Raw genomic sequence first — 19,548 nt, 5'->3', positions numbered from 1 at the left:
TCAGCTGGCGGCGGCGAGGCCGCGGCGGGCCATCAGCTTCTCCAGCCGCTCCTGCGTGCCGGTGCCCGGACGCGGGTTGTACAGCACCAGGTGCTGGCCCGGCCGGTCGGCCAGCGGCAGGAGCGTGGCCTCGAAGATCAGCTCACCGGCGTCCGGATGCCTGATCCCCTTGACGGCCTGCGCGCCCGCGCTGACCTCGTGGCGCGGCCACAGCTCCGCGAACTCCGGGCTGGCCGCCAGCATGTCCGCGACGAGCCGGTCGAACTCGGGGTCGTCAGGGTAGCGGGCGACGTCGGCGCGGAACCGTGCGACGACGTCGGGCGCCGCCTCGGCCCAGTGCGTGAGCATCGACCGGTACCGGACGTTCGTGAAGTACGAGACCAGGCAGTTGTGGTCGGTGTCGCCGTAGCCGAACACCTCGCGGGCCGCGTCGTTGATCGCGCCGAAGTTCCAGTGCCGGTCGCGGACGTACGCCGGGCGCGGCGACCAGGCGTCCAGCACCCGCCGCAGCTCCGGCGTGATCGGGACGGCCGGGCCCACCTCGGCCTGCGGCGGGTTCAGCCCGGCCAGCAGGTACAGGTGCTCGCGCTCGGCGCCGTCCAGCCGCAGCGCGCGGACGATCGCGTCGAGGACGTCCCCGGACACCTTGATGTCGCGGCCCTGCTCCAGCCACGTGTACCAGGACACCCCGACCCCGGCGAGCACGGCCACCTCCTCGCGGCGCAGCCCCGGCGTCCGCCGCCGGCCGCCGTCGGGCATGCCGACGTCGGCGGGCGTGAGACGGGCGCGCCGGGTGCGCAGGAAGTCGCGCAGTTCCTCGCGACGGCGGCCGGGCGTGGAGGCGGGTGTCGGGCTGGCCATGACGCCACGATAACCCGCGTCAGCAACGGCGGATCGTGAGGCTCTTCTGGTCGCTGGTCGGCGAGTACACCCTCACCGTGACCACATGGCTGCTTCCCGACCCCCAGGGCCGGTACCCCGACTCGCTCAGATCGGGGCGTCCGGGCTGGTTGCTGACCGACGTCACGTTCGAGCCGTCGATCTCGACGTCGTAGTCGAAGGTGCCCGGCCCCTTGAGCGTGATCGCGGTGTAGATGCTGCCACCGAAGCGGCTGGCGTCGTAGCGGCCGCTGATGGAGATCATCGACGTGCCGCCGCTGACCATCGGGCAGGTGCCACCGCCTCCTCCACCGCCTCCGCCACCTCCGCCGCCGGTCCCGCCGCTCCCACCGGTCCCTCCGCCGCCCGAACCGGAGCCGGGCCGCTTCCGGCCGGGCTCGCCGGCGCCCGGCGTCGTGCTCGACCTCGCGCCGTGGCCGTCCTTCCCCTTGCCGGACGACCGCGTCGGCACCGGCCGCCGCCCGGTCGCCCGGTTGCCGGGGGCGGCGGAGCCCCGCGCGCCGGCCGCGGAGGCGTCCGGGCCGTTGCCGTCGCGCGACGAGGCGCCGGACGACTCCGGCCAGAAGATCACCGCGGCGATCACGGCCGCGAGCACCGGCACCGCCAGCGCGCCGGCACCGGCCAGCAGGAGGCCCCGGCTCATCGTGGACCGCTGCCTGCCCGGCACGGAACCCGGCATCGGCGGCGCCGCGAAGGCGCGCGCGGGCCCGGATCCCGGCTGTGTGGCGGGAGGCGGCCCCGGCGGGCCGGTGGCCGGGCCGGACGATGGAACGGGCTGCCGCGGTCCCGGCGCCGGTGCGGGAGCCGTCGGCGCCTCGACGGCAGCGGGACGCTCGGGCCCCGTCTGACCCGACCGGCCGCTGATCAGGCGCAGCAGCACGTCCTGCATGGCGGGCCGCCGGTCCGGGCTCTTGGCGAAGCAGGAGAGCACGACCGATCGCAGCGGCTCGGCCAGATCACCGAGATCGGGGTCGCCGCCCAGCACCCGCTTCATGATCGCCGGGAAGCTGTCCGCGCCGAAGGGCGGCCTGCCGGTGGCGGCGAAGACGACGACGCTCGCCCAGGCGAAGGCGTCGGCGGGCGGGCCGATCGGGCCCGCCTCGAACTGCTCGGGGGCCATGTACGCCGGGGTCCCGATGATGCTGCTCGTCACCGTCAGCGGCGCCTCGGCGTCACGCGCGATGCCGAAGTCGATCACCCGGGGCCCGTCCGGGCCGAGCAGCACGTTGGACGGCTTGAAGTCGCGGTGCACGATGCCCGCGTCGTGGATTGCCGCCAGCGCCGTCGCGGTCGCGACCGCGAGCCGCTGGACCGCGGCCGTCCCGTCGCGCGGCCCGGCCTCCTGGAGCGACGGACCCTCGACGTACTCGGTGACGATGTAGGGCCGCGGTCCGTCCAGCGAGGCGTCGAGGACCTGGGCGATGCAGAACGGGTCCACCTGCCGCGCGGCGGCGATCTCCTTGACGAACCGCTCGCGCACGCGGGGGACGGCGGCGAGCTCCTCGCGCAGCAGCTTGACCGCGACGGGCGTGCCGTCCGCCGCGTAGCCGAGGTAGACCACGCCCTGGCCACCGGCGCCGAGCCGGCCTTCCAGCCGGTAGGGCCCGGCTTGTCGCGGATCCTCTGGGTGCAGCGGTCCGGATGCCGGCATCGGCGACGACTCCCCCATGATCATGAAAAAGCAGAGTCCGCACTCTAATGCACCCTCCGGCGGCCGTCATCCCGGAGCGCTGATCCCCGTTGACTCCGCGTGGACGTCCCGCCGCGTCCCGGCGGGTCAGCCGACGGCGCCGGCGGCGCGGAGGGCTTCGATGGCGGCGTCGTCGCGGCCGAGTTCGCGCAGGACGGCGTCGGTGTGCTCACCGAGGGCCGGGACCGGGTCCATGCGGGGCTCGGCGTCCGCGAAGGTGATCGGCGGGAGGAGCGCACGGATCCCGCCGGCCGGGGAGCCCACCTCGCGCCAGCGGCCCCTCTCGGCGAGCTGCGGGTGGGCGATGAGGCCGCGCGCGTCGTTCAGGGACGCGTTCGGGACGCCCGCCTCGTCGAGCCGCCGCAGCAGTTCCTCCCGCCCCGTGCGGGACGTGACGCCGGCGACGATCGCGTCCACCTTCGCCCGGTTGCGGACCCGCGCCTGGTTCGTCGCGTACTCGGGATCGGTGACCAGGTCCGGGCGGTCCAGCACGCCGGCCGCCAGGGCGGCCCAGCCGCGGTCGTTCTGGACGCCGATCACGACGTCCACGCCGTCGGCGGTCGGGTAGGCGTCGTAGGGGGCGATCACGGGGTGGCTCAGCCGGGTGCGCGGCGGCGGGGACCCGGTGTAGAGCGTCGTGTACATCGCCTGGCCCATCCACTCGGCGACCGCGTCGAACATGGTGATCTCGATCGACGCGCCCTCGCCGGTGGTGCCGCGCCGGACGAGCGCGGCCAGCGTGCCGGAGAACGCGTACATGCCCGCGGCGATGTCGGCCAGCGGCGATCCCGCCTTCACCGGCGTCTCCGGGGTGCCGGTGACCGAGATCAGCCCCGCCTCGGCCTGGACGAGCATGTCGTAGGCGCGCTTGTCGCGGTACGGCCCGCGCGCCCCGTATCCGGACATGTCCACCACGATCAGCCGGGGGTCGCGGGCCCGCAGCTCGTCCGCGCCGAACCCGAGCCGGGCCGCGGAGCCGGGGGCGAGGTTCTGCAGGAACACGTCGGCGCCCGCGACCAGCTCGGCGAGGATCGCGCGGCCCTCGTCCCGCTTGAGGTCCAGCGCGACCGACTCCTTGGACCGGTTGAGCCAGGCGAAGTGCGTGCCGAGCCCGCCCCGCACGCCGCTGTCGTAGGCGCGGGCGAAGTCGCCGCCGTCCACCCGCTCCACCTTGATCACGCGGGCGCCGTGGTCGGCGAGGTTCCGTGTCGCGAACGGTGCCGCCACCGCCTGCTCCAGCGCCACCACGGTGACGCCCGCCAGCGGAGGCCCTCCGGCGGCCGGTGCCCCCCGCTCCGCCGCGGTCATCGGCCCTCCTCCAGCAGGCGGCGGCCAATGATCATTTTCTGGATGTCGGCGGTGCCCTCGCCGATCAGGAGCATGGGCGCCTCGCGGTAGAGGCGCTCGATCTCGTACTCCGTGGAGTAGGCGTAGCCGCCGTGGATGCGGAAGGCGTCCTCCACGACCTCCTTGCAGTACTCGCTGGCGAGGTACTTGGCCATGCCGGCCTCGAGGTCGTTGCGCTCGCCGGAGTCCTTGCGGCGCGCCGCCATCACCATCATCTGGTGCGCGGCCTCGACCTTGGTCGCCATCTCCGCCAGGCGGAACAGGACGGCCTGGTGCTCGGCGATGGGGCGGCCGAACGTCTCGCGCTGCCGCGCGTAGCCGAGCGCCAGCTCGTAGGCCCGCCGCGCCACCCCGCAGCCCCGCGCGGCCACGTTGACGCGGCCGACCTCGACGCCGTCCATCATCTGGTAGAAGCCGCGGCCCGGCGTCCCGCCGAGGACCCGCGCGGACGGGATCCGATACCCGTCGAAGATCAGCTCGGTGGTGTCGACGCCCTTGTAGCCCATCTTCTCGATCTTGCCGGGGACGGTGAGGCCGGGCGCGACCTCCCCGAAGCCGGGCGTCTTGTCGACGAGGAACGTCGTCATGCCGCGGTGGCCGGCCTCGGGATCGGTCTTGACCAGGACGGCGACCAGGTTGGCGGAGCCCCCGTTCGTCAGCCACATCTTCTGGCCGGTGATGACGTGGTCGTCGCCGTCCGGGAAGGCGCGGGTCGTGATGGCCGAGACGTCCGAGCCGCAGCCGGGCTCCGACATCGAGAACGCGCCGCGGATCTCCCCGGTGGCCATCCTCGGCAGGTAGTGCGCCCGCTGCTCCGGCGTCCCGTGGTGGGCGATCATCCAGGCGACGATGAAGTGGGTGTTGACGATGCCGGACACGCTCATCCAGCCCCGCGACAGCTCCTCCACGACCAGCGCGTACGTCAGCAGCGACGCGCCGAGCCCGCCGTGCTCCTCGCCGATCGTCAGGCCGAAGAGCCCGAGGTCCTTCATGCCGTCCACGATCGCCTGCGGGTACTCGTCCGCGTGCTCCAGCCGGGTCGCGACGGGCAGGATCTCCCTGTCGACGAAGGACCGGACGGTCGCGATGATCTCCTGTTGCTCGTCGGACAGCCCGTAGGTCTGCTGCAGCCTGCTCACGTTCCTGCCTCCCCCTAGCGGCCCTCGAAACGCGGCGTGCGGCGCTCGGCGAACGCGGCACGTCCCTCGGCGAAGTCGGCGCTGCCGAACAGGGCGGTCTGCTCCTCGCGCTCGGCCTCCAGCAGTTGCTCCAGGCCGTGGTCGGTGCGGGCCAGCAGCCGCTTGGCCGCGGCGACCGACAGCGGGGCGAGGGCGGCGGCCTCGGCGGCGCGTTCCAGGGCGGCGCCGAGTGCCGTACCCGGCGGGGCGAGCGAGTCGGCGAGGCCGATCTCGAAGGCGCGGGAGGCGGGCACGGTCCGGCCGAACACGAGCATCTCCTTCGCGCGGCCCATGCCGACGCGCCGCGGGAGCGTCCAGAGCAGGCCGCCGTCGGCGACCAGGCCGACCTTGCCGAACGCGGCGACGAACCGGGCGTCCTCGGCGGCGACCACGTGGTCGCAGGCGGCGGCGAGGGACACGCCGAGCCCCGCGGCGGCGCCCTCGACGGCCGCGATCACGGGGGTCCCGCAGGTGGCGATGAGCCGGACGGCCCGGTGCACGGGCGCGAGCCGGGCGCGGACGGCGTCGGGACCGGCGCCCTCCATCGACCGGACGTCGCCGCCCGCGGAGAACGTCCCGCCCGCGCCCGTCAGCACGATCGCCCGGACGTCCGGGTCGCCGGCGGCACGCTCCAGCTCGTCCAGGAGCCGCTCGCGCATCGGGACGTCGATCGCGTTGCGGGCCCCGGGCCGGTTCAGCGTGATGACCCGTGCGGCCCCGTGGTCCTCGGCGGTGACCACGGGTTCCCGCGCCGCTGCGGAGTCCCGGTCGTCCATGCACCCTCCAGGAAATTTTTTATACGATATGTGAGGCGGCGTCGACGGTGGAAGTGGGGGGCCGGCGCCCTCAGCCCGGCTGGTCCTTCCAGAAGCCCTGCCCCTCCAGGTGCACGACGAGCAGGGTGCCCGCGTGCCGGATGTGGGCGCGCATGGCCTGCCGCGCGCCCTCGGCGTCCCCGGCGCGCAGCGCGGCGAGCACGAGATGGTGGTCGTCGACCGACGCCTGCGTCCAGCCCTCGATGCTGGAGTAGAACCGGCGCGGGGCGTACCGCACCACCAGCCGCAGCAGCCACGCCGTCTTCGGCGACCCGGCGCACAGGTTGATCACCCGGTGGAACTCGTGGTTGGCGCGCTCGATGGCCGCGGAGTCGCGGGCCTCGGACGCCTCCTCCAGCTGCGCCTGCGTCCGGTCGAGCGTCGCCAGCTCCGCCTCGGTGATCTTCCCGGCGGCGCGGGCGGCCAGCTCGCCGGCGAAGTACGCCTGCGCCTCGAACAGGTCCTGGACGTCCTGGCGGGTCAGCGGCGCCGGCATGAACCCGCGCCGCGGCTCCAGCGTGACGAAGCCCTCGCCGCGCAGCGACAGCAGCGCCTCCCGGACGGGGGTGACGCTGATCCCGAGGTCGTCGGCGACCCGCTCCAGACGGAGGAACTCCCCGTGCCTGACCTGGCCCGACATGATGAGCTCGCGGACATAGTCGGCCACCTCGTCGCTCAGCTGGCGGCGCCTGCCGAGGGCCTGGCCACCGGAAATCGCCACATTCATCGTCTCCCTGCGCGGTGGGGCGCCCGATTATCGGCGGGCGCCGGTCCGCGTCCTTCGACAGCCCGGTATTTTCATATCAAATATATGAGGCAGCGACCGGGAGGAGAACGGCCGTGGTCACGCTCAGCGACGAGGAACGCGCCATCGTCGAGGTCGTCGCGGACTTCGTCGACCGGGAGGTCCGGCCGGCCGCCCGGGAGCTGGAACACGCGGGCGCCTATCCCGCGCGGCTGATCGACCGCATGAAGGAACTCGGCGTCTTCGGCCTCGCCGTCCCCGAGCCGTACGGCGACGTCGGCGTCTCCAAGGCCTGCTACGCGCTCGTCACCGAGGAGCTGGCGCGGGGCTGGATGACCCTCGCCGGCGCGTTCGGCGGGCACACGGTCGTCTCGCACCTGCTCGCGGTGTTCGGCACCGAGGAGCAGAAGGCCCGCTACCTGCCGCGGATGGCGACCGGCGAGCTGCGCGCCACGATGGCGCTCACCGAGCCGTCCGGCGGCTCCGACCTCCAGGCGATGAGGACGGTCGCGCGGCGGGACGGCGGCCGGTACGTCGTCGACGGCGCCAAGATGTGGATCACCAACGCGCGCAGGTCCGGCCTGATCGCGCTGATGTGCAAGACCGACCCGACCGCATCGCCGCGCCACCGGGGCATCAGCATCCTGCTGGTCGAGCACGGTCCCGGGCTGACCGTCTCCCGCGACCTGCCGAAGCTCGGCTACAAAGGCGTGGAGAGCTGCGAGCTGTCCTTCGAGGGCTACGAGGCGCCGCTGGACGCGGTCCTCGGCGGCGAGGAGGGCCGCGGCTTCGTCCAGATGATGCGCGGCCTCGAAGTGGGACGGATCCAGGTCGCGGCGCGCGCCCTGGGCGTCGGACGCGCCGCGCTGGAGGACTCCCTGCGCTACGCCCAGGAGCGCGAGGCGTTCGGCAAGCCGATCTGGCAGCACCAGTCCATCGGCAACTACCTCGCCGACATGGCCACCCGGCTCCAGGCGGCGCGGCTGCTGACCCTCGACGCCGCCGAGCGGCTGGACGCGGGCGAGCGCTGCGACATGGAGGCGGGCATGGCCAAGCTGTACGCGTCCGAGGCGGCGATGCAGACCGCGCTGGACGCGGTCCGCATCCACGGCGCCGCCGGGTACTCCACCGAGTTCGACGTCGAGCGCTACTTCCGCGACGCCCCGCTCATGATCGTCGGCGAGGGGACGAACGAGATCCAGCGCAACGTGATCGTCCGGCAGCTCGTCGAGCGCCACCGGATCTAGGGCGCGGCGGCGGGGTCCTCCCCGGCCCGGATCCAGTCGAACGTGCGCTCCACGGCGCGCTTCCAGTTGTCGTACTCGGCGGCGCGCCGCCCCGGCTCCATCGCGGGGACCCACCGGGCGGCGCGGTGCCAGTTGCGCCGCAGCCCCTCCAGCCCGGCCCAGTAGCCGACGGCGAGCCCGGCGGCGTACGCGGCGCCGAGCGACACCGTCTCGACCACCATCGGGCGCGCCACCGGGACGTTCAGCACGTCGGCGACCATCTGCATGACCAGGTTGTCCGACGTCATGCCGCCGTCGGCCTTGAGCTCCTTCAGGCTGAGCCCGGAGTCGGCGTTCATCGCGTCCACGACCTCGCGGGTCTGCCAGCCCGTCGCCTCCAGCACGGCCCGCGCCAGGTGCCCCTTGGTGATGTAGGACGTGAGGCCGACGATGATGCCGCGGGCCTCGCTGCGCCAGTGCGGCGCGAACAGCCCGGAGAACGCCGGGACGATGTAGCAGCCGCCGTTGTCGTCGACCGACCGGGCCAGCGTCTCGATCTCCGGCGCGGTGGTGATCAGCCCGAGGCCGTCCCGGAACCACTGGACGAGCGCGCCGGTGATCGCGATCGAGCCCTCCAGCGCGTACACGGCCGGGTCGTCGCCGATCTTGTAGCCGACGGTGGTGAGCAGCCCGTTGTCCGACTTGACCGGCGTGGTGCCGGTGTTCATCAGCAGGAAGGCGCCCGTCCCGTAGGTGCACTTGGTCTCGCCCGGGGAGAAGCATGTCTGGCCGAACAGCGCGGCCTGCTGGTCGCCGAGGGCCGCGCCGACGCGCACCCCCGGGAACACGCGGCGGGCCGTCCCGTAGGTCTCCGTCGACGACCTGATCTCCGGCAGCATCGCCCGCGGCACGCCGAAGAAGTCGAGCAGGCCGTCGTCCCAGCTCAGCGTGTGCAGGTCCATCAGCTGGGTGCGGCTGGCGTTGGTCACGTCCGTGACATGGACGCCGCCGTCGACGCCGCCGCTGAGGTTCCAGATCAGCCAGCTCTCCATCGTCCCGAACAGGACCTCGCCGCGCTCGGCGCGCTCCCGCAGGCCGGGCGTGTGGTCGAGCATCCACCGGATGCGCGGGGCGGAGAAGTAGGTCGCGAGCGGCAGCCCGCTGCGCTCGGTGACCATGACGGCGCCGGGGGCGCGGCCCAGCTCGTCCACGAGGGGGCCGGTCCGCATGTCCTGCCAGACGATGGCGCGGCCGATCGGGACCCCGGTCAGCCGGTCCCACAGGACGGTCGTCTCACGCTGGTTGGCGATCCCGACCGCGGCGACCTGGTTCGCCGTGACGCCCGCCTGGGCGAGCGCCTCCGGGGCGATGCGTTCGAGGTTGCGCCAGATCTCCATCGGGTCGTGCTCGACCCAGCCGGGCTTCGGGAAGTGCTGCCGGTGCTCGCGCTGGGCCACCGACACCAGGCGGCCGCCGTGGTCGAACAGGATGCACCGCGTCGACGTGGTGCCCTGGTCGATCGACATCACATACCGCTCGGTCACGTTCGGTTCCCTCCCCCTGGCCGCGCCCGTCTCCGGCGCCGCGCCGCCGTGCCCGCGTCACCAGCGCGAACCGCCGAGGTCCCGGGAGACCGCGCGGGCCGCGTCCCGCACGAACGCGACGAGCCGCGGCTCGGGGACGCGGCGGGAGTCGCAGATCCGCTCGACCGCGCCGGAGATCCCGATGGCCCCGACGACGAGCCCTCCGTACCCGCGGATAGGCGCGGCGATCCCGGCCTCGCCGATCGACAGCTCCTCGGTCTCGGCGGCCCAGCCGTTCTCCCGGACCCGGGTGGCGGCGCGTGCGAGTTCCCGCGGATCGGTGATGGTCCGCCGGCAGTAGGACTCCAGGACGGTGTCGCGGATGGACGCGGCGGCGTTGGCGTCGTGCGCGAGGAGCGTCTTGCCGAGCGCGGTGGCGTGCAGCGGCAGCAGCGACCCGACGTCCATCGCCTGGAGCGTGTCGTCCGGGCGGAAGACGTGATGGACGACCAGGACCTTCCCGTCCAGCAGCGTTCCGATGCGGACGGCCTCGCCGCTGCGCGAGGCGAGCGCGTCCGCCCAGTTGATGGCGCGGGACCGCAGCTCGTTGACGTCGAGGTAGCTGGTGCCGAGATGCAGCAGGGCGGCGCCGAGCTGGTACTTGCCGGTGCCGTTGTCCTGTTCCACGAACCCCACGCGTTCCAGGGTGCGCAGGATGCCGTGCGCGGTCCCCCTGGCGAGGCCCAGCGACGTGGCGATCTCGCCGACCCCGAGCCGGCCCGAGCTGGCCGCGAGCAGGCGCAGGATCGCCGCGGCCCGCTCGATCGACTGCACAGGTCCGGGCATGGATTTGATGGTAGTTCGCCCGGCGAGGTGCCGACAATGTCGACGGCCGCCGCGATCACCGTCCTATGCGCCCCGAACTGCCCGGATTCTGTGATCTGGTGCACATGGGGGAGGGTAACGGGCGCCAGGCCACGGCGAAAGTGTTCGACATTGTCGGCAGCCTCCCGTTGTAAGGCGGTTCCTCCCGGCCTAGCGTCCTGCCCAGCCTCACGGGGCTCGCGTCCACCCCACCTGCCGAGGAGTGCCCATGGCGGAACGACCCAGAATCCCCACCCTGGCCGGTGAGCTCGCCGCCGAGTTCGCCGGCACCATGATCCTCATCCTGTTCGGCGTCGGCGTCGTCGCCCAGGTGGCCGCCGCCGACATCGGCGACCACGACAGCATCGCCTGGGCCTGGGGCCTCGGCGTCACGCTCGGCGTCTACGTCGCCGCGCGGATCAGCGGCGCCCACATCAACCCCGCCGTCACCATCGCCCTCGCCGCGTTCCGCGAGTTCGCCTGGCGCAAGACCGCGCCCTATATCGCCGCGCAGACCGCGGGGGCGTTCGTCGCGGCGCTGCTCGTCCGCTGGAACTACAGCGAGGTGCTGGCCAAGGTCGACCCCGGCCACACCATCAAGACGCAGGGCGTCTTCTCCACCCTGCCCGGCAACGGGGAACTCCCGGTCGGCACCTGGGGCGCGTTCCGCGACCAGGTCATCGGCACCGCCATCCTGCTCTTCGTGATCAAGGCGCTCACCGACATCCGCAACTCCCCGCCGCTCGCCAACCTCGCCCCCTTCATGATCGGCCTGCTGGTGGTCGGGATCGGCATGGCGTGGGGCACCGACGCCGGCTACGCGATCAACCCGGCCCGCGACTTCGGCCCCCGGCTCGCCTCCTTCCTCACCGGCTACGGAAGCGCGTGGCGGGACCAGAACGGCGATCTCTACTTCTGGGTGCCGATCATCGGCCCGATCATCGGCGGCGTGCTGGGCGTCGGCCTCTACAAGCTGCTCATCGGGCGCTTCCTGCCGAGCGAGGACGAGAGCACGGAGCAGCCCCCCACGAAGCCCGAGCCGCAGTACGAGACGGCGTGAACCGGCCCGTCCCGCCCGACACGACCACTCCAGGAGGCCGTACGCATGGCTGACTTCGTCGGAGCCCTCGACCAGGGCACGACCAGCACCCGTTTCATGATCTTCGACCACGGCGGCAACGAGGTCGCCCGGCACCAGCTCGAGCACGAGCAGATCCTGCCGCAGGCCGGCTGGGTGGAGCACAACCCGACCGAGATCTGGGAGCGCACCCGCGCCGTCGTCCAGTCGACGCTGAACAAGGCGAACCTGAGCCACACCGATCTCGCGGCGGTCGGCATCACCAACCAGCGCGAGACGACCGTGGTGTGGAACCGGCGCACCGGCCGCCCGTACTACAACGCGATCGTCTGGCAGGACACCCGCACCGACCGCATCGCCTCCGCCCTCGAACGCGAGGGGAAGGGCGACGTCATCCGCCGCAAGGCCGGCCTCCCCCCGGCCACGTACTTCTCCGGCGGCAAGATCCAGTGGATCCTGGAGAACGTCGAGGGCGTCCGCGAGGCCGCCGAGAACGGTGAGGCGATCTTCGGCAACACCGACTCGTGGATCCTGTGGAACCTGACCGGCGGGACGGACGGCGGCGTGCACGTCACCGACCCGACCAACGCCAGCCGCACCATGCTCATGGACCTGGAGACGCTGAGCTGGGACGACGAGCTGCTGTCGTTCTTCGGCATCCCGCGGTCGATGCTGCCGGAGATCAAGCCGTCCTCGGCGCCGGACGCCTACGGGGTCACCCGCGCGGACGGCCCGCTCGGCGGCGAGGTCCCGCTCACTGCCGCGCTCGGCGACCAGCAGGCCGCGACGGTGGGGCAGGTGTGCTTCTCGCCCGGCGAGGCCAAGAACACCTACGGCACCGGAAACTTCCTGCTGCTCAACACCGGCAACGAGCTCGTCCGGTCGAAGAACGGCCTGCTGACGACGGTCTGCTACCAGTTCGGCTCCGAGAAGCCGGTGTACGCGCTGGAGGGGTCGATCGCGGTGACCGGATCGGCCGTGCAGTGGCTGCGCGACCAGCTCGGCATCATCTCCGGCGCGTCCGAGAGCGAGGCGCTGGCCCGGCAGGTGGACGACAACGGCGGGGTGTACTTCGTCCCGGCGTTCTCGGGGCTGTTCGCCCCGTACTGGCGGTCGGACGCGCGCGGCGCGATCGTCGGGCTGTCGCGGTTCAACACCAACGCGCACCTGGCCCGCGCCACCCTGGAGTCGATCTGCTACCAGTCCCGCGACGTCGTCGAGGCGATGCGGGAGGACTCCGGCGTCGCCCTCGACACGCTGAGGGTGGACGGCGGCATCACGGCCAACGAGCTGTGCATGCAGATGCAGGCCGACATCCTGGGCGTCCCGGTGTCGCGGCCCGTCGTCGCCGAGACCACCGCGCTCGGCGCCGCCTACGCCGCCGGCCTCGCCGTCGGGTTCTGGAACAACACCGACGAGCTCCGCCAGAACTGGAACGAGGACAAGCGCTGGCAGCCCACCTGGGGCGACGACCAGCGCCAGACCGGCTACGCCGGCTGGAAGAAGGCCGTCGACCGCACCCTCGACTGGGTGGATCTGGACTGACGGCACCGGCCCGCGGCGGGCCGCCGTCCGGACGGCCACCCGGACGACGGCCCGCCGCACCCGGCCATCGCACACCTGAACCGATCTTCTTCGGGAGCATGCAGTGACATCCGTAGCCCTCGGCCCGCAGTACCGTGAGGACACGCTGCGCGACCTCGCCGAGACCGAGTTCGACGTCCTGGTCGTCGGCGGCGGCATCGTCGGCGCCGGCGCGGCCCTGGACGCCATCTCGCGCGGCCTGTCGGTCGCGCTCGTGGAGGCGCGGGACTGGGCGGCGGGCACGTCCGGCCGGTCCAGCAAGCTGATCCACGGCGGGCTCCGCTACCTCGAACAGCGCGACTTCGGGCTGGTCCGGGAGGCGCTGCGGGAGCGCGGTCTGCTGCTGCACCGGCTCGCGCCGCACCTGGTGCGCCCCGTCCCGTTCCTGTACCCGCTGCGCAACCGGGTCTGGGAACGGGCGTACGTGAGCGCCGGCGTCACCCTGTACGACACGATGGGCGGGGCCCGCTCGCTGCCCCGGCACCGCCAGCTCACCCGGCGCGGCGCCCTCCGGGAGGCGCCGGCGCTGCGGTCGGACGCGCTGGTCGGCGCCGTCCAGTACTACGACGCGCAGGTGGACGACGCCCGCTACACGATGATGGTCGCCCGGACCGCCGCGCAGTACGGCGCGAGCGTCGCCACCCGGACCGAGGTCACCGGCTTCCTGCGCGAGGGCGAGCGGGTCACCGGCGCCCGCGTCCTGGACCTGGAGGGCAACGAGGAGATCGCCGTGCGGGCCCGGAGCGTGGTGTGCGCGACCGGCGTGTGGACGGACGGCGCGCAGGCGATGACCGGGTCCCGGCCCGCGTTCGGCGTCCAGGCGTCCAAGGGCGTCCACCTGGTGGTCCCGCGCGACCGGATCCCCATGGACACCGGCCTGATCACCCGCACGTCCAAGAGCGTGCTGTTCATCATCCCGTGGGGGCGGCACTGGCTCGTCGGCACCACCGACACCCCGCACGAGGACGGCCCGGACGGGCCGGTCGCCGAGCACACCGACATCGGCTACCTCCTCGACCAGGCGAACGCCGTGCTGCGGACCCCGCTGACGCACGACGACATCGAGGGCGTCTACGCAGGGCTGCGGCCGCTGCTGTCCGGCGAGATGGACGACACCACCCGGCTGTCGCGCGAGCACGCCGTCGCCGAGCCGGTGCCGGGCCTCGTCGTCGTCACCGGCGGGAAGTTCACCACCTACCGGGTGATGGCGCGGGACGCGGTGGACGTGGTGGCGGAACGGCTGGACGATTCGGTCCCCGCATCGGTGACCGGACGCCTCCCGGTCCTCGGCGCGACCGGGTTCGAGGTGCTGTGGAACGAGCGGCGCCGGCTCGCGAGCGAGTCGGGCCTGCACGTCGCGCGGGTCGAGCACCTCCTGCGCCGGTACGGGTCGTGCGCCCGCGACGTCCTGCAGCTGGTCGCGGACAGCTCCGCGCTCGGCGCGCCGATCCCCGGCGCCGAGGACTACCTGTGCGCCGAGGCCGTCTACGCGGTGACGCACGAGGGCGCGCTGCACCTGGAGGACGTCCTGGCGCGGCGGATGCGCGTCTCGATCGAGGAATGGGACGGCGGCGTCGCCGCGGCGTCCCGCGTCGCGGAGCTGATCGCGCCGGTGCTCGGCTGGAGCGACGAGGACGTCGCCGACGAGATCAAGCGGTACGTCCTGTGGATCGCCTCGGAGCGGCGCGGCGGGCCGGTCGCCGAGGAGGCGCCGGTCACCGCCGCCTAGTGAACGCGGCGGTCATCGCGGTGACCCCGCCCGGCGCCTCGATGACCAGCTCTCCCTCCGGGGAGCCGGCCGCCACGAACGGCTGCCCCGCGTAGACGGGCCTGCGGGCGCGGAACGACAGCTCGCGCACCTTCAGGCCCGCCCGGCGCGGCAGCTCCAGGCAGAGGATCGCGAGCAGCGGCCCGTGGACGACCAGCCCGCCGTGCCCTTCCACGCCGGTCGCGTAGGCCTCGTCGTAGTGGATGCGGTGGGCGTTGCAGGTGAGCGCGCTGAACCGGAACAGCATGACCGGGTCGGTGGTGATGCTCAGCGTCCAGGGAGCCTGCACCTCGGGCGCCTCGAACGACACCGCCGGCGGGCGGGACGCCGCGTCACCGCTGCGGTAGACGAGGTCCTGCTCCTCTGCCGCGATCTCGGTCCCGTCCCGGAGGAAGGTGTGCCGGACGGTCACGAACAGCAGCTGGCCGCTGCGCCCTCGCTTCGCCTCGGTCGAGACGAGCTCGGACCGTCGCGTGACGGTGTCCCCGACGCGTATCGGCTCGTTGATCCGGAACCGTCCGCCGGCGAACATGCGCCGCCGGTCGGGGATCGGCGGAAGGAAGCGTCCCTCACGCGGATGCCCGTCCGGTCCGAGGTCCCGCTGCGCGGGCCGCTCCAGGAAGTGCAGCCACTGCCACAGCGGCGGCAGCTCCTCCCCCGGCGGGTCCACGTCGAGCACGCCCGCCAGCGCCAGCGACGGTCCGGCGCCGATGACCTCGCTCGTCTCCTGCGGCTCCGGAGCCCATCCCGCGATATCGATCACGATCCCATCGTCGCAGGCGCTATCCGAAGGCGTTCACCCCGGTCAGCTCGGCCGACACCTCCCACAGCCGGCGGGCCTCGGCGGGATCGGTCGCGTAGGACCGCACCCCCGCGCGCGGCAGGTCATGGGCGTCGTCGGAGCGTCCTCGCCGGCCGTCGTCCGGTGCCGGCTCGGCGATGTCGCAGTCCTCGCAGTAGACGCCGCCCATGCCGTCCAGCAGCGGCGACGTGGCCGCCCACACGGCGGTCGCCGCGCCCTGCTCCGGCGTCTTGAAGCCCTGTCCGCCGATCTCGTTGCCCTCGTCGTCGATCCATCCGCGGGCGACCTGCTCCTCCTTGGGGATGTGCCGCTGGAGCGGTGTCAGGATGCTTCCCGGGTGCAGGGAGAAGGCGCGCACCGCGTCCTTGGCGGGCACGGCGTCCTTGGCGGGCACGGCGTCCTTGGCGGGCACGGCGTGTCCGGCGAGCGCGTCCAGGTGGACGGCGAACAGCACGTTGGCCGTCTTCGCCTGCCCGTACGCCTCCCATTTGTCGTAGCCGCGCTCGAATTGGAGGTCGTCCCACCTGATCGGCGAGAAGTGGTGCCCCCGCGATGAGACGGAGACGACGCGCGCTCCGGGCCGGACGGCCGGCCACAGGCGGTTGACCAGCGCGAAGTGCCCGAGGTGGTTGGTGGCGAGCTGCGCCTCCCAGCCGGGGCCCACGCGCGTCTCCGGACAGGCCATGATCGCCGCGTTGCCGATCAGGATGTCGATGCCGCACCCCGACGCGAGGAACCGCTCCGCGAACCCGCGCACGCTCTCCAGGTCCGCAAGGTCCAGCTCGTCCACGTCGGCGCCGTCGATCCCGCCCACGGCCTCCTTCGCGACGCCGGGGCGCCGCGCCGGCACCACCACCCGCGCGCCCGCCGCGGCCAGGGCTCGCGTCGTCTCCAGCCCCAGCCCGGAGTACCCGCCGGTGACGACGGCGAGCTTCCCGGACAGGTCGATGCCCTCCAGAACCTCCCGGGCCGTGCTCCCGGCCCCGAACCCCGATCCGATCTTGTGCTGTGGAGTGGTCATACCTCCACGCTAGGAGTTGGAGTGCACTCCAGATCAAACGGACTCCGTGCGGACCGGGCAGTGGGTGCCCTGGTAGATGGTGGGGACGCAGCGGTTGCAGTGGATGCACAGGGACGGGGTGGACGGGTCGGCGGCGATGCGGTTCACGAGGTCGGGTTCGCGCAGCAGGGCGCGGGCCATGGCGACGAACTGGAACCCCTCCGCCATCGCGAGGTCCATCGACGCGCGGTCGGTGATGCCGCCCAGCAGGATCAGCGGGAGGTCGAGTTCGGCCCGGAACCGGCGGGCGTGCTCCAGCAGGTAGGCGTCCTTGTAGGGGTAGGCGCGCAGGAACTTCTTGCCGAACATGCGCAGGCCGATGCGCATCGGCAGCTTGTAGCTCGCCGCGAACTCCGGGATCGGCATCTCGCCGCGGAACAGGTACATCGGGTTGAGCAGCGAGCTGCCCGCGGTCAGTTCGAGCGCGTCGACGGTGCCGTCCTCCTGGAGCCTCCGGGCGACGTACAGGCTGTCGTCGATCTCCAGGCCGCCGCGGACGCCGTCCCGCATGTTGAGCTTGCCGGTGATCGCGATCCGGTCGCCGACCTCGTCGCGGACCGCGCGGGCGATCCCGAGCGCGACCTTGGCGCGGTTCTCGATCGGGCCGCCGAACCCGTCCGTGCGCCGGTTCAGCCGGGGGCTGAGGAACGCGCTGGCCAGGTAGTTGTGGCCGAAGTGGATCTCGACGGCGTCGAAGCCGGACTCGATCGCCAGCCGGGCCGCCTGCGCGTGCGCGCGGGTGATGCGCTCGATGTCCTCGGCGGTGGCGGCCTTGGTGAAGGCCATGCCGAGCGGGTTGAAGAACCGCCCGGCCGAGATGGCGGGCAGCCTGGTCGAACTGGAATCGGCGACGGGCCCGGCATGGCCGATCTGCGCGGACGCGGCGGCGCCCTCGGCGTGGACGGCGTCGGTCAGGCGCCGCAGGCCGGGGACGGCGTCGGGCCGCATCCAGATCTGGCCCCGCTCGGTCCGTCCCTCGGGGGCGACGGCGCAGTACGCGACGGTCGTCATGCCCACTCCCCCGGCGGCGGGCCGCCGGTGGTACTCGATCAGGTCGTCGGTGACCAGGGACAGCGGCGCCATGCCCTCGAACGTGGCCGCCTTGATCACCCGGTTGCGCAGGGTCACCGGCCCGAGCCGGGCCGGTTCGAAGACATCCATGATCAGAGGCGTTCGAGGATGGTGACGTTGGCCTGGCCGCCGCCTTCGCACATGGTCTGGAGGCCGTAGCGGCCGCCGGCGCGGTCCAGCTCGTGCAGCAGGGTGGTCATGAGCCGGGCGCCGGTGGCGCCGAGGGGGTGGCCGAGGGCGATGGCGCCGCCGTTGGGGTTGGTGATCGCCGGATCGGCTCCGGTCTCCTTGAGCCAGGCGAGCACGACGGACGCGAACGCCTCGTTGATCTCGACGGCGTCGATGTCGCCGATGGTCATCCCGGTCTTCTTCAGCGCGCGCGCCGTGGCGGGGATCGGCGCGGACAGCATCCTGATCGGGTCCTCGCCGCGCGCGGAGATGTGGTGGATCCGGGCGCGCGGGGTGAGGCCGTGGTCCCGGACCGCCCGCTCGGACGCGATGAGCAGCGCGGCGGCGCCGTCGGAGATCTGGGACGAGACGGCGGCGGTCAGGCGCCCGCCGTCCACGAGGGTCTTCAGCCCGGCCATCTTCTCCAGGGACGTGTCGCGGCGCGGCCCCTCGTCGGCGGTGACGCCCTCGTAGGGGACGATCTCGCGCTCGAAGCGGCCGTCGTCGATCGCCCGGATGGCGCGCTGGTGCGACTCGTAGGCGAACGCCTCCATCTCCTCGCGCGAGATGTCCCAGTCGCGGGCGATCATCTCGGCCCCGTGGAACTGCGACACCTCGGCGTCGCCGTAGCGGCGCGTCCAGCCCTTGGAGCCGGCGAACGGGCCCTCGGTGAAGCCGAGCGGCGCGGCGGCCGTCATCGCCGCCCCGATCGGGATCTGCGACATGTTCTGCACGCCGCCCGCCACGACCAGGTCCGACGTCCCGGACAGGACGGCCTGCGCGGCGAAGTGCACGGCCTGCTGGGAGGAGCCGCACTGCCGGTCGACGGTGACGCCGGGGACCTCCTCGGGCAGCCCGGCGGCGAGCCAGCAGGTGCGGGCGATGTCGCCCGCCTGCGGGCCGAGGGTGTCGACGCAGCCGAAGACGACGTCCTCGACGGCGGACGGGTCGGCCTTCGTGCGGTCCATGAGGGCGGCCAGCACGTGCGCGCCCAGGTCGGCGGGATGCGCGCCGGCGAGCCCGCCGTTGCGGCGCCCGACAGGGGCGCGGACCGCGTCGACGATGTATGCCTCGGCCATCGGGGGTCTCCTTCGTACAGGGGCCTAGCTCGCCTGGATGCCTTCGAGGAACATGGCGAGGTACTGCTTGGCGATGTCGTCGGCGGACAGCCGGCCACCGCGCTGGTACCAGTTGGCCGCGACCCAGACGGTGTCGCGGATGAAGCGGTAGACGAGGCTCCGGTCGAAGTCGGCGCGGAACACGCCCTCCTTGACGCCCCGGTCCAGCAGCGCCAGCCACATCGCCTCGAACCGGCGCTGGGAGTCGAGCAGGTAGCGGAACCGCTCGCTCGTCGCCAGGTGCTTGGACTCGTTCTGGTAGAGCACGACGGCCGGGCGGTGCTTGTCGATCGAGCGGAACGACTCGACGACGATGGCCGCCAGCGTGTCGCGGGCGTTGAGCCCGGCGTCCAGGACGCGGTCGTAGGCGGCCCACATGTCGTCCAGGAAGGTCGACAGGATCTCGTCGGCCATCGACTCCTTGGAGTCGAAGTGGTAGTAGAGGCTGCCGCCGAGGATGCCGGCGGCGTCGGCGACCTGCCGGACGGTGGTGGCGGAGTAGCCCTGGGAGGCGAACACCTCGGCGGCCGTGGCGAGCAGCTCGGCCCGCCGCCCCGCGCGGGCGGCGGCGGTGCCCTCGGTGTCGCGCCGTCGTGGACTCATCGTTGTGG

Annotated in this window: 17 protein-coding genes; 4 read left to right on the top strand and 13 right to left on the bottom strand. The window is 73.0% G+C overall.

The annotated features are described in order from the left end of the window. From ABGB11_RS31660 to ABGB11_RS31635, 6 genes are all read right to left on the bottom strand, one after another. Entirely contained in the window at positions 1-861 is an 861-nt protein-coding gene (locus ABGB11_RS31660; RefSeq protein ID WP_347638855.1) for a helix-turn-helix transcriptional regulator, read from the bottom strand. A 19-nt stretch (positions 862-880) separates the two neighbouring features. Further along, on the bottom strand, positions 881-2,551 hold the full coding sequence (locus ABGB11_RS31655) for a serine/threonine-protein kinase (RefSeq protein WP_347638853.1): 1,671 nt from the start codon (positions 2,549-2,551) through the stop codon (positions 881-883). Positions 2,552-2,677: 126 nt separating this feature from the next. Next, the gene (locus ABGB11_RS31650; RefSeq protein ID WP_347638851.1) at positions 2,678-3,898 is read right to left on the bottom strand and encodes a CaiB/BaiF CoA-transferase family protein; all 1,221 of its coding nucleotides are present in this window, start codon (positions 3,896-3,898) and stop codon (positions 2,678-2,680) included. Further along, a complete protein-coding gene (locus ABGB11_RS31645; protein WP_347638849.1) occupies positions 3,895-5,076 on the bottom strand; it encodes an acyl-CoA dehydrogenase family protein in 1,182 nt (393 codons plus the stop codon). Before ABGB11_RS31645 ends, ABGB11_RS31650 begins: the two co-directional genes overlap by 4 nt. Positions 5,077-5,090: 14 nt before the next feature. Then, positions 5,091-5,891 (bottom strand): enoyl-CoA hydratase-related protein, encoded by an 801-nt coding sequence (locus tag ABGB11_RS31640; protein ID WP_347638847.1) that lies wholly within the window; start codon positions 5,889-5,891, stop codon positions 5,091-5,093. A 70-nt stretch (positions 5,892-5,961) separates the two neighbouring features. Beyond that, the gene (locus ABGB11_RS31635; RefSeq protein ID WP_347638845.1) at positions 5,962-6,651 is read right to left on the bottom strand and encodes a GntR family transcriptional regulator; all 690 of its coding nucleotides are present in this window, start codon (positions 6,649-6,651) and stop codon (positions 5,962-5,964) included. A 119-nt stretch (positions 6,652-6,770) separates the two neighbouring features. Here ABGB11_RS31635 and ABGB11_RS31630 point away from each other — a divergent pair, with 119 nt between their 5' ends. Then, the gene (locus tag ABGB11_RS31630) at positions 6,771-7,922 is read left to right on the top strand and encodes an acyl-CoA dehydrogenase family protein (RefSeq protein WP_347638843.1); all 1,152 of its coding nucleotides are present in this window, start codon (positions 6,771-6,773) and stop codon (positions 7,920-7,922) included. Here the strand turns inward: ABGB11_RS31630 and glpK (ABGB11_RS31625) are convergent. Together glpK (ABGB11_RS31625) and ABGB11_RS31620 are read right to left on the bottom strand one after the other, a co-directional pair. Then, a complete protein-coding gene (gene glpK / locus ABGB11_RS31625) occupies positions 7,919-9,445 on the bottom strand; it encodes a glycerol kinase GlpK (protein WP_347638841.1) in 1,527 nt (508 codons plus the stop codon). The genes ABGB11_RS31630 and glpK (ABGB11_RS31625) overlap by 4 nt on opposite strands. Before the next feature lie 57 nt (positions 9,446-9,502). Beyond that, positions 9,503-10,270, bottom strand: a complete 768-nt coding sequence (locus tag ABGB11_RS31620; RefSeq protein ID WP_347638840.1) for an IclR family transcriptional regulator — start codon at positions 10,268-10,270, stop codon at positions 9,503-9,505. A 247-nt stretch (positions 10,271-10,517) separates the two neighbouring features. On the opposite strand from ABGB11_RS31620, the gene ABGB11_RS31615 reads away from it, so the two are divergent. The 3 genes from ABGB11_RS31615 to ABGB11_RS31605 all read left to right on the top strand — a co-directional run bounded on the left by ABGB11_RS31615 (position 10,518) and on the right by ABGB11_RS31605 (position 14,679). After that, the gene (locus ABGB11_RS31615; RefSeq protein WP_347638838.1) at positions 10,518-11,348 is read left to right on the top strand and encodes an MIP/aquaporin family protein; all 831 of its coding nucleotides are present in this window, start codon (positions 10,518-10,520) and stop codon (positions 11,346-11,348) included. Positions 11,349-11,393: 45 nt separating this feature from the next. Next, positions 11,394-12,911, top strand: a complete 1,518-nt coding sequence (gene glpK / locus ABGB11_RS31610; RefSeq protein WP_347638836.1) for a glycerol kinase GlpK — start codon at positions 11,394-11,396, stop codon at positions 12,909-12,911. A 103-nt stretch (positions 12,912-13,014) separates the two neighbouring features. Then, on the top strand, positions 13,015-14,679 hold the full coding sequence (locus tag ABGB11_RS31605) for a glycerol-3-phosphate dehydrogenase/oxidase (protein ID WP_347638834.1): 1,665 nt from the start codon (positions 13,015-13,017) through the stop codon (positions 14,677-14,679). Here ABGB11_RS31605 and ABGB11_RS31600 read toward each other — a convergent pair. The 5 genes from ABGB11_RS31600 to ABGB11_RS31580 are packed head-to-tail and all read right to left on the bottom strand — an operon-like array spanning position 14,666 to position 19,540. Beyond that, positions 14,666-15,481, bottom strand: a complete 816-nt coding sequence (locus tag ABGB11_RS31600) for a MaoC family dehydratase N-terminal domain-containing protein (protein WP_347638832.1) — start codon at positions 15,479-15,481, stop codon at positions 14,666-14,668. The two genes, ABGB11_RS31605 and ABGB11_RS31600, sit on opposite strands and share 14 nt — an antisense overlap. Positions 15,482-15,500: 19 nt before the next feature. Continuing rightward, positions 15,501-16,541 (bottom strand): SDR family NAD(P)-dependent oxidoreductase, encoded by a 1,041-nt coding sequence (locus ABGB11_RS31595; RefSeq protein WP_347638830.1) that lies wholly within the window; start codon positions 16,539-16,541, stop codon positions 15,501-15,503. A 33-nt stretch (positions 16,542-16,574) separates the two neighbouring features. Beyond that, positions 16,575-17,741 (bottom strand): NADH:flavin oxidoreductase, encoded by a 1,167-nt coding sequence (locus ABGB11_RS31590; RefSeq protein ID WP_347638828.1) that lies wholly within the window; start codon positions 17,739-17,741, stop codon positions 16,575-16,577. Between the two features lie 2 nt (positions 17,742-17,743). After that, positions 17,744-18,898, bottom strand: coding sequence for an acetyl-CoA C-acetyltransferase (locus tag ABGB11_RS31585; RefSeq protein ID WP_347638827.1), 1,155 nt, complete (start codon positions 18,896-18,898; stop codon positions 17,744-17,746). A gap of 24 nt (positions 18,899-18,922) precedes the next feature. Then, a complete protein-coding gene (locus tag ABGB11_RS31580) occupies positions 18,923-19,540 on the bottom strand; it encodes a TetR/AcrR family transcriptional regulator (RefSeq protein ID WP_347638825.1) in 618 nt (205 codons plus the stop codon). Positions 19,541-19,548 lie beyond the last annotated feature (8 nt).

The organism is Actinomadura sp. B10D3 (assembly GCF_039871695.1).
GTDB lineage: Bacteria > Actinomycetota > Actinomycetes > Streptosporangiales > Streptosporangiaceae > Spirillospora > Spirillospora madurae.
This window is presented reverse-complemented; position numbering and strand designations above follow the sequence as displayed.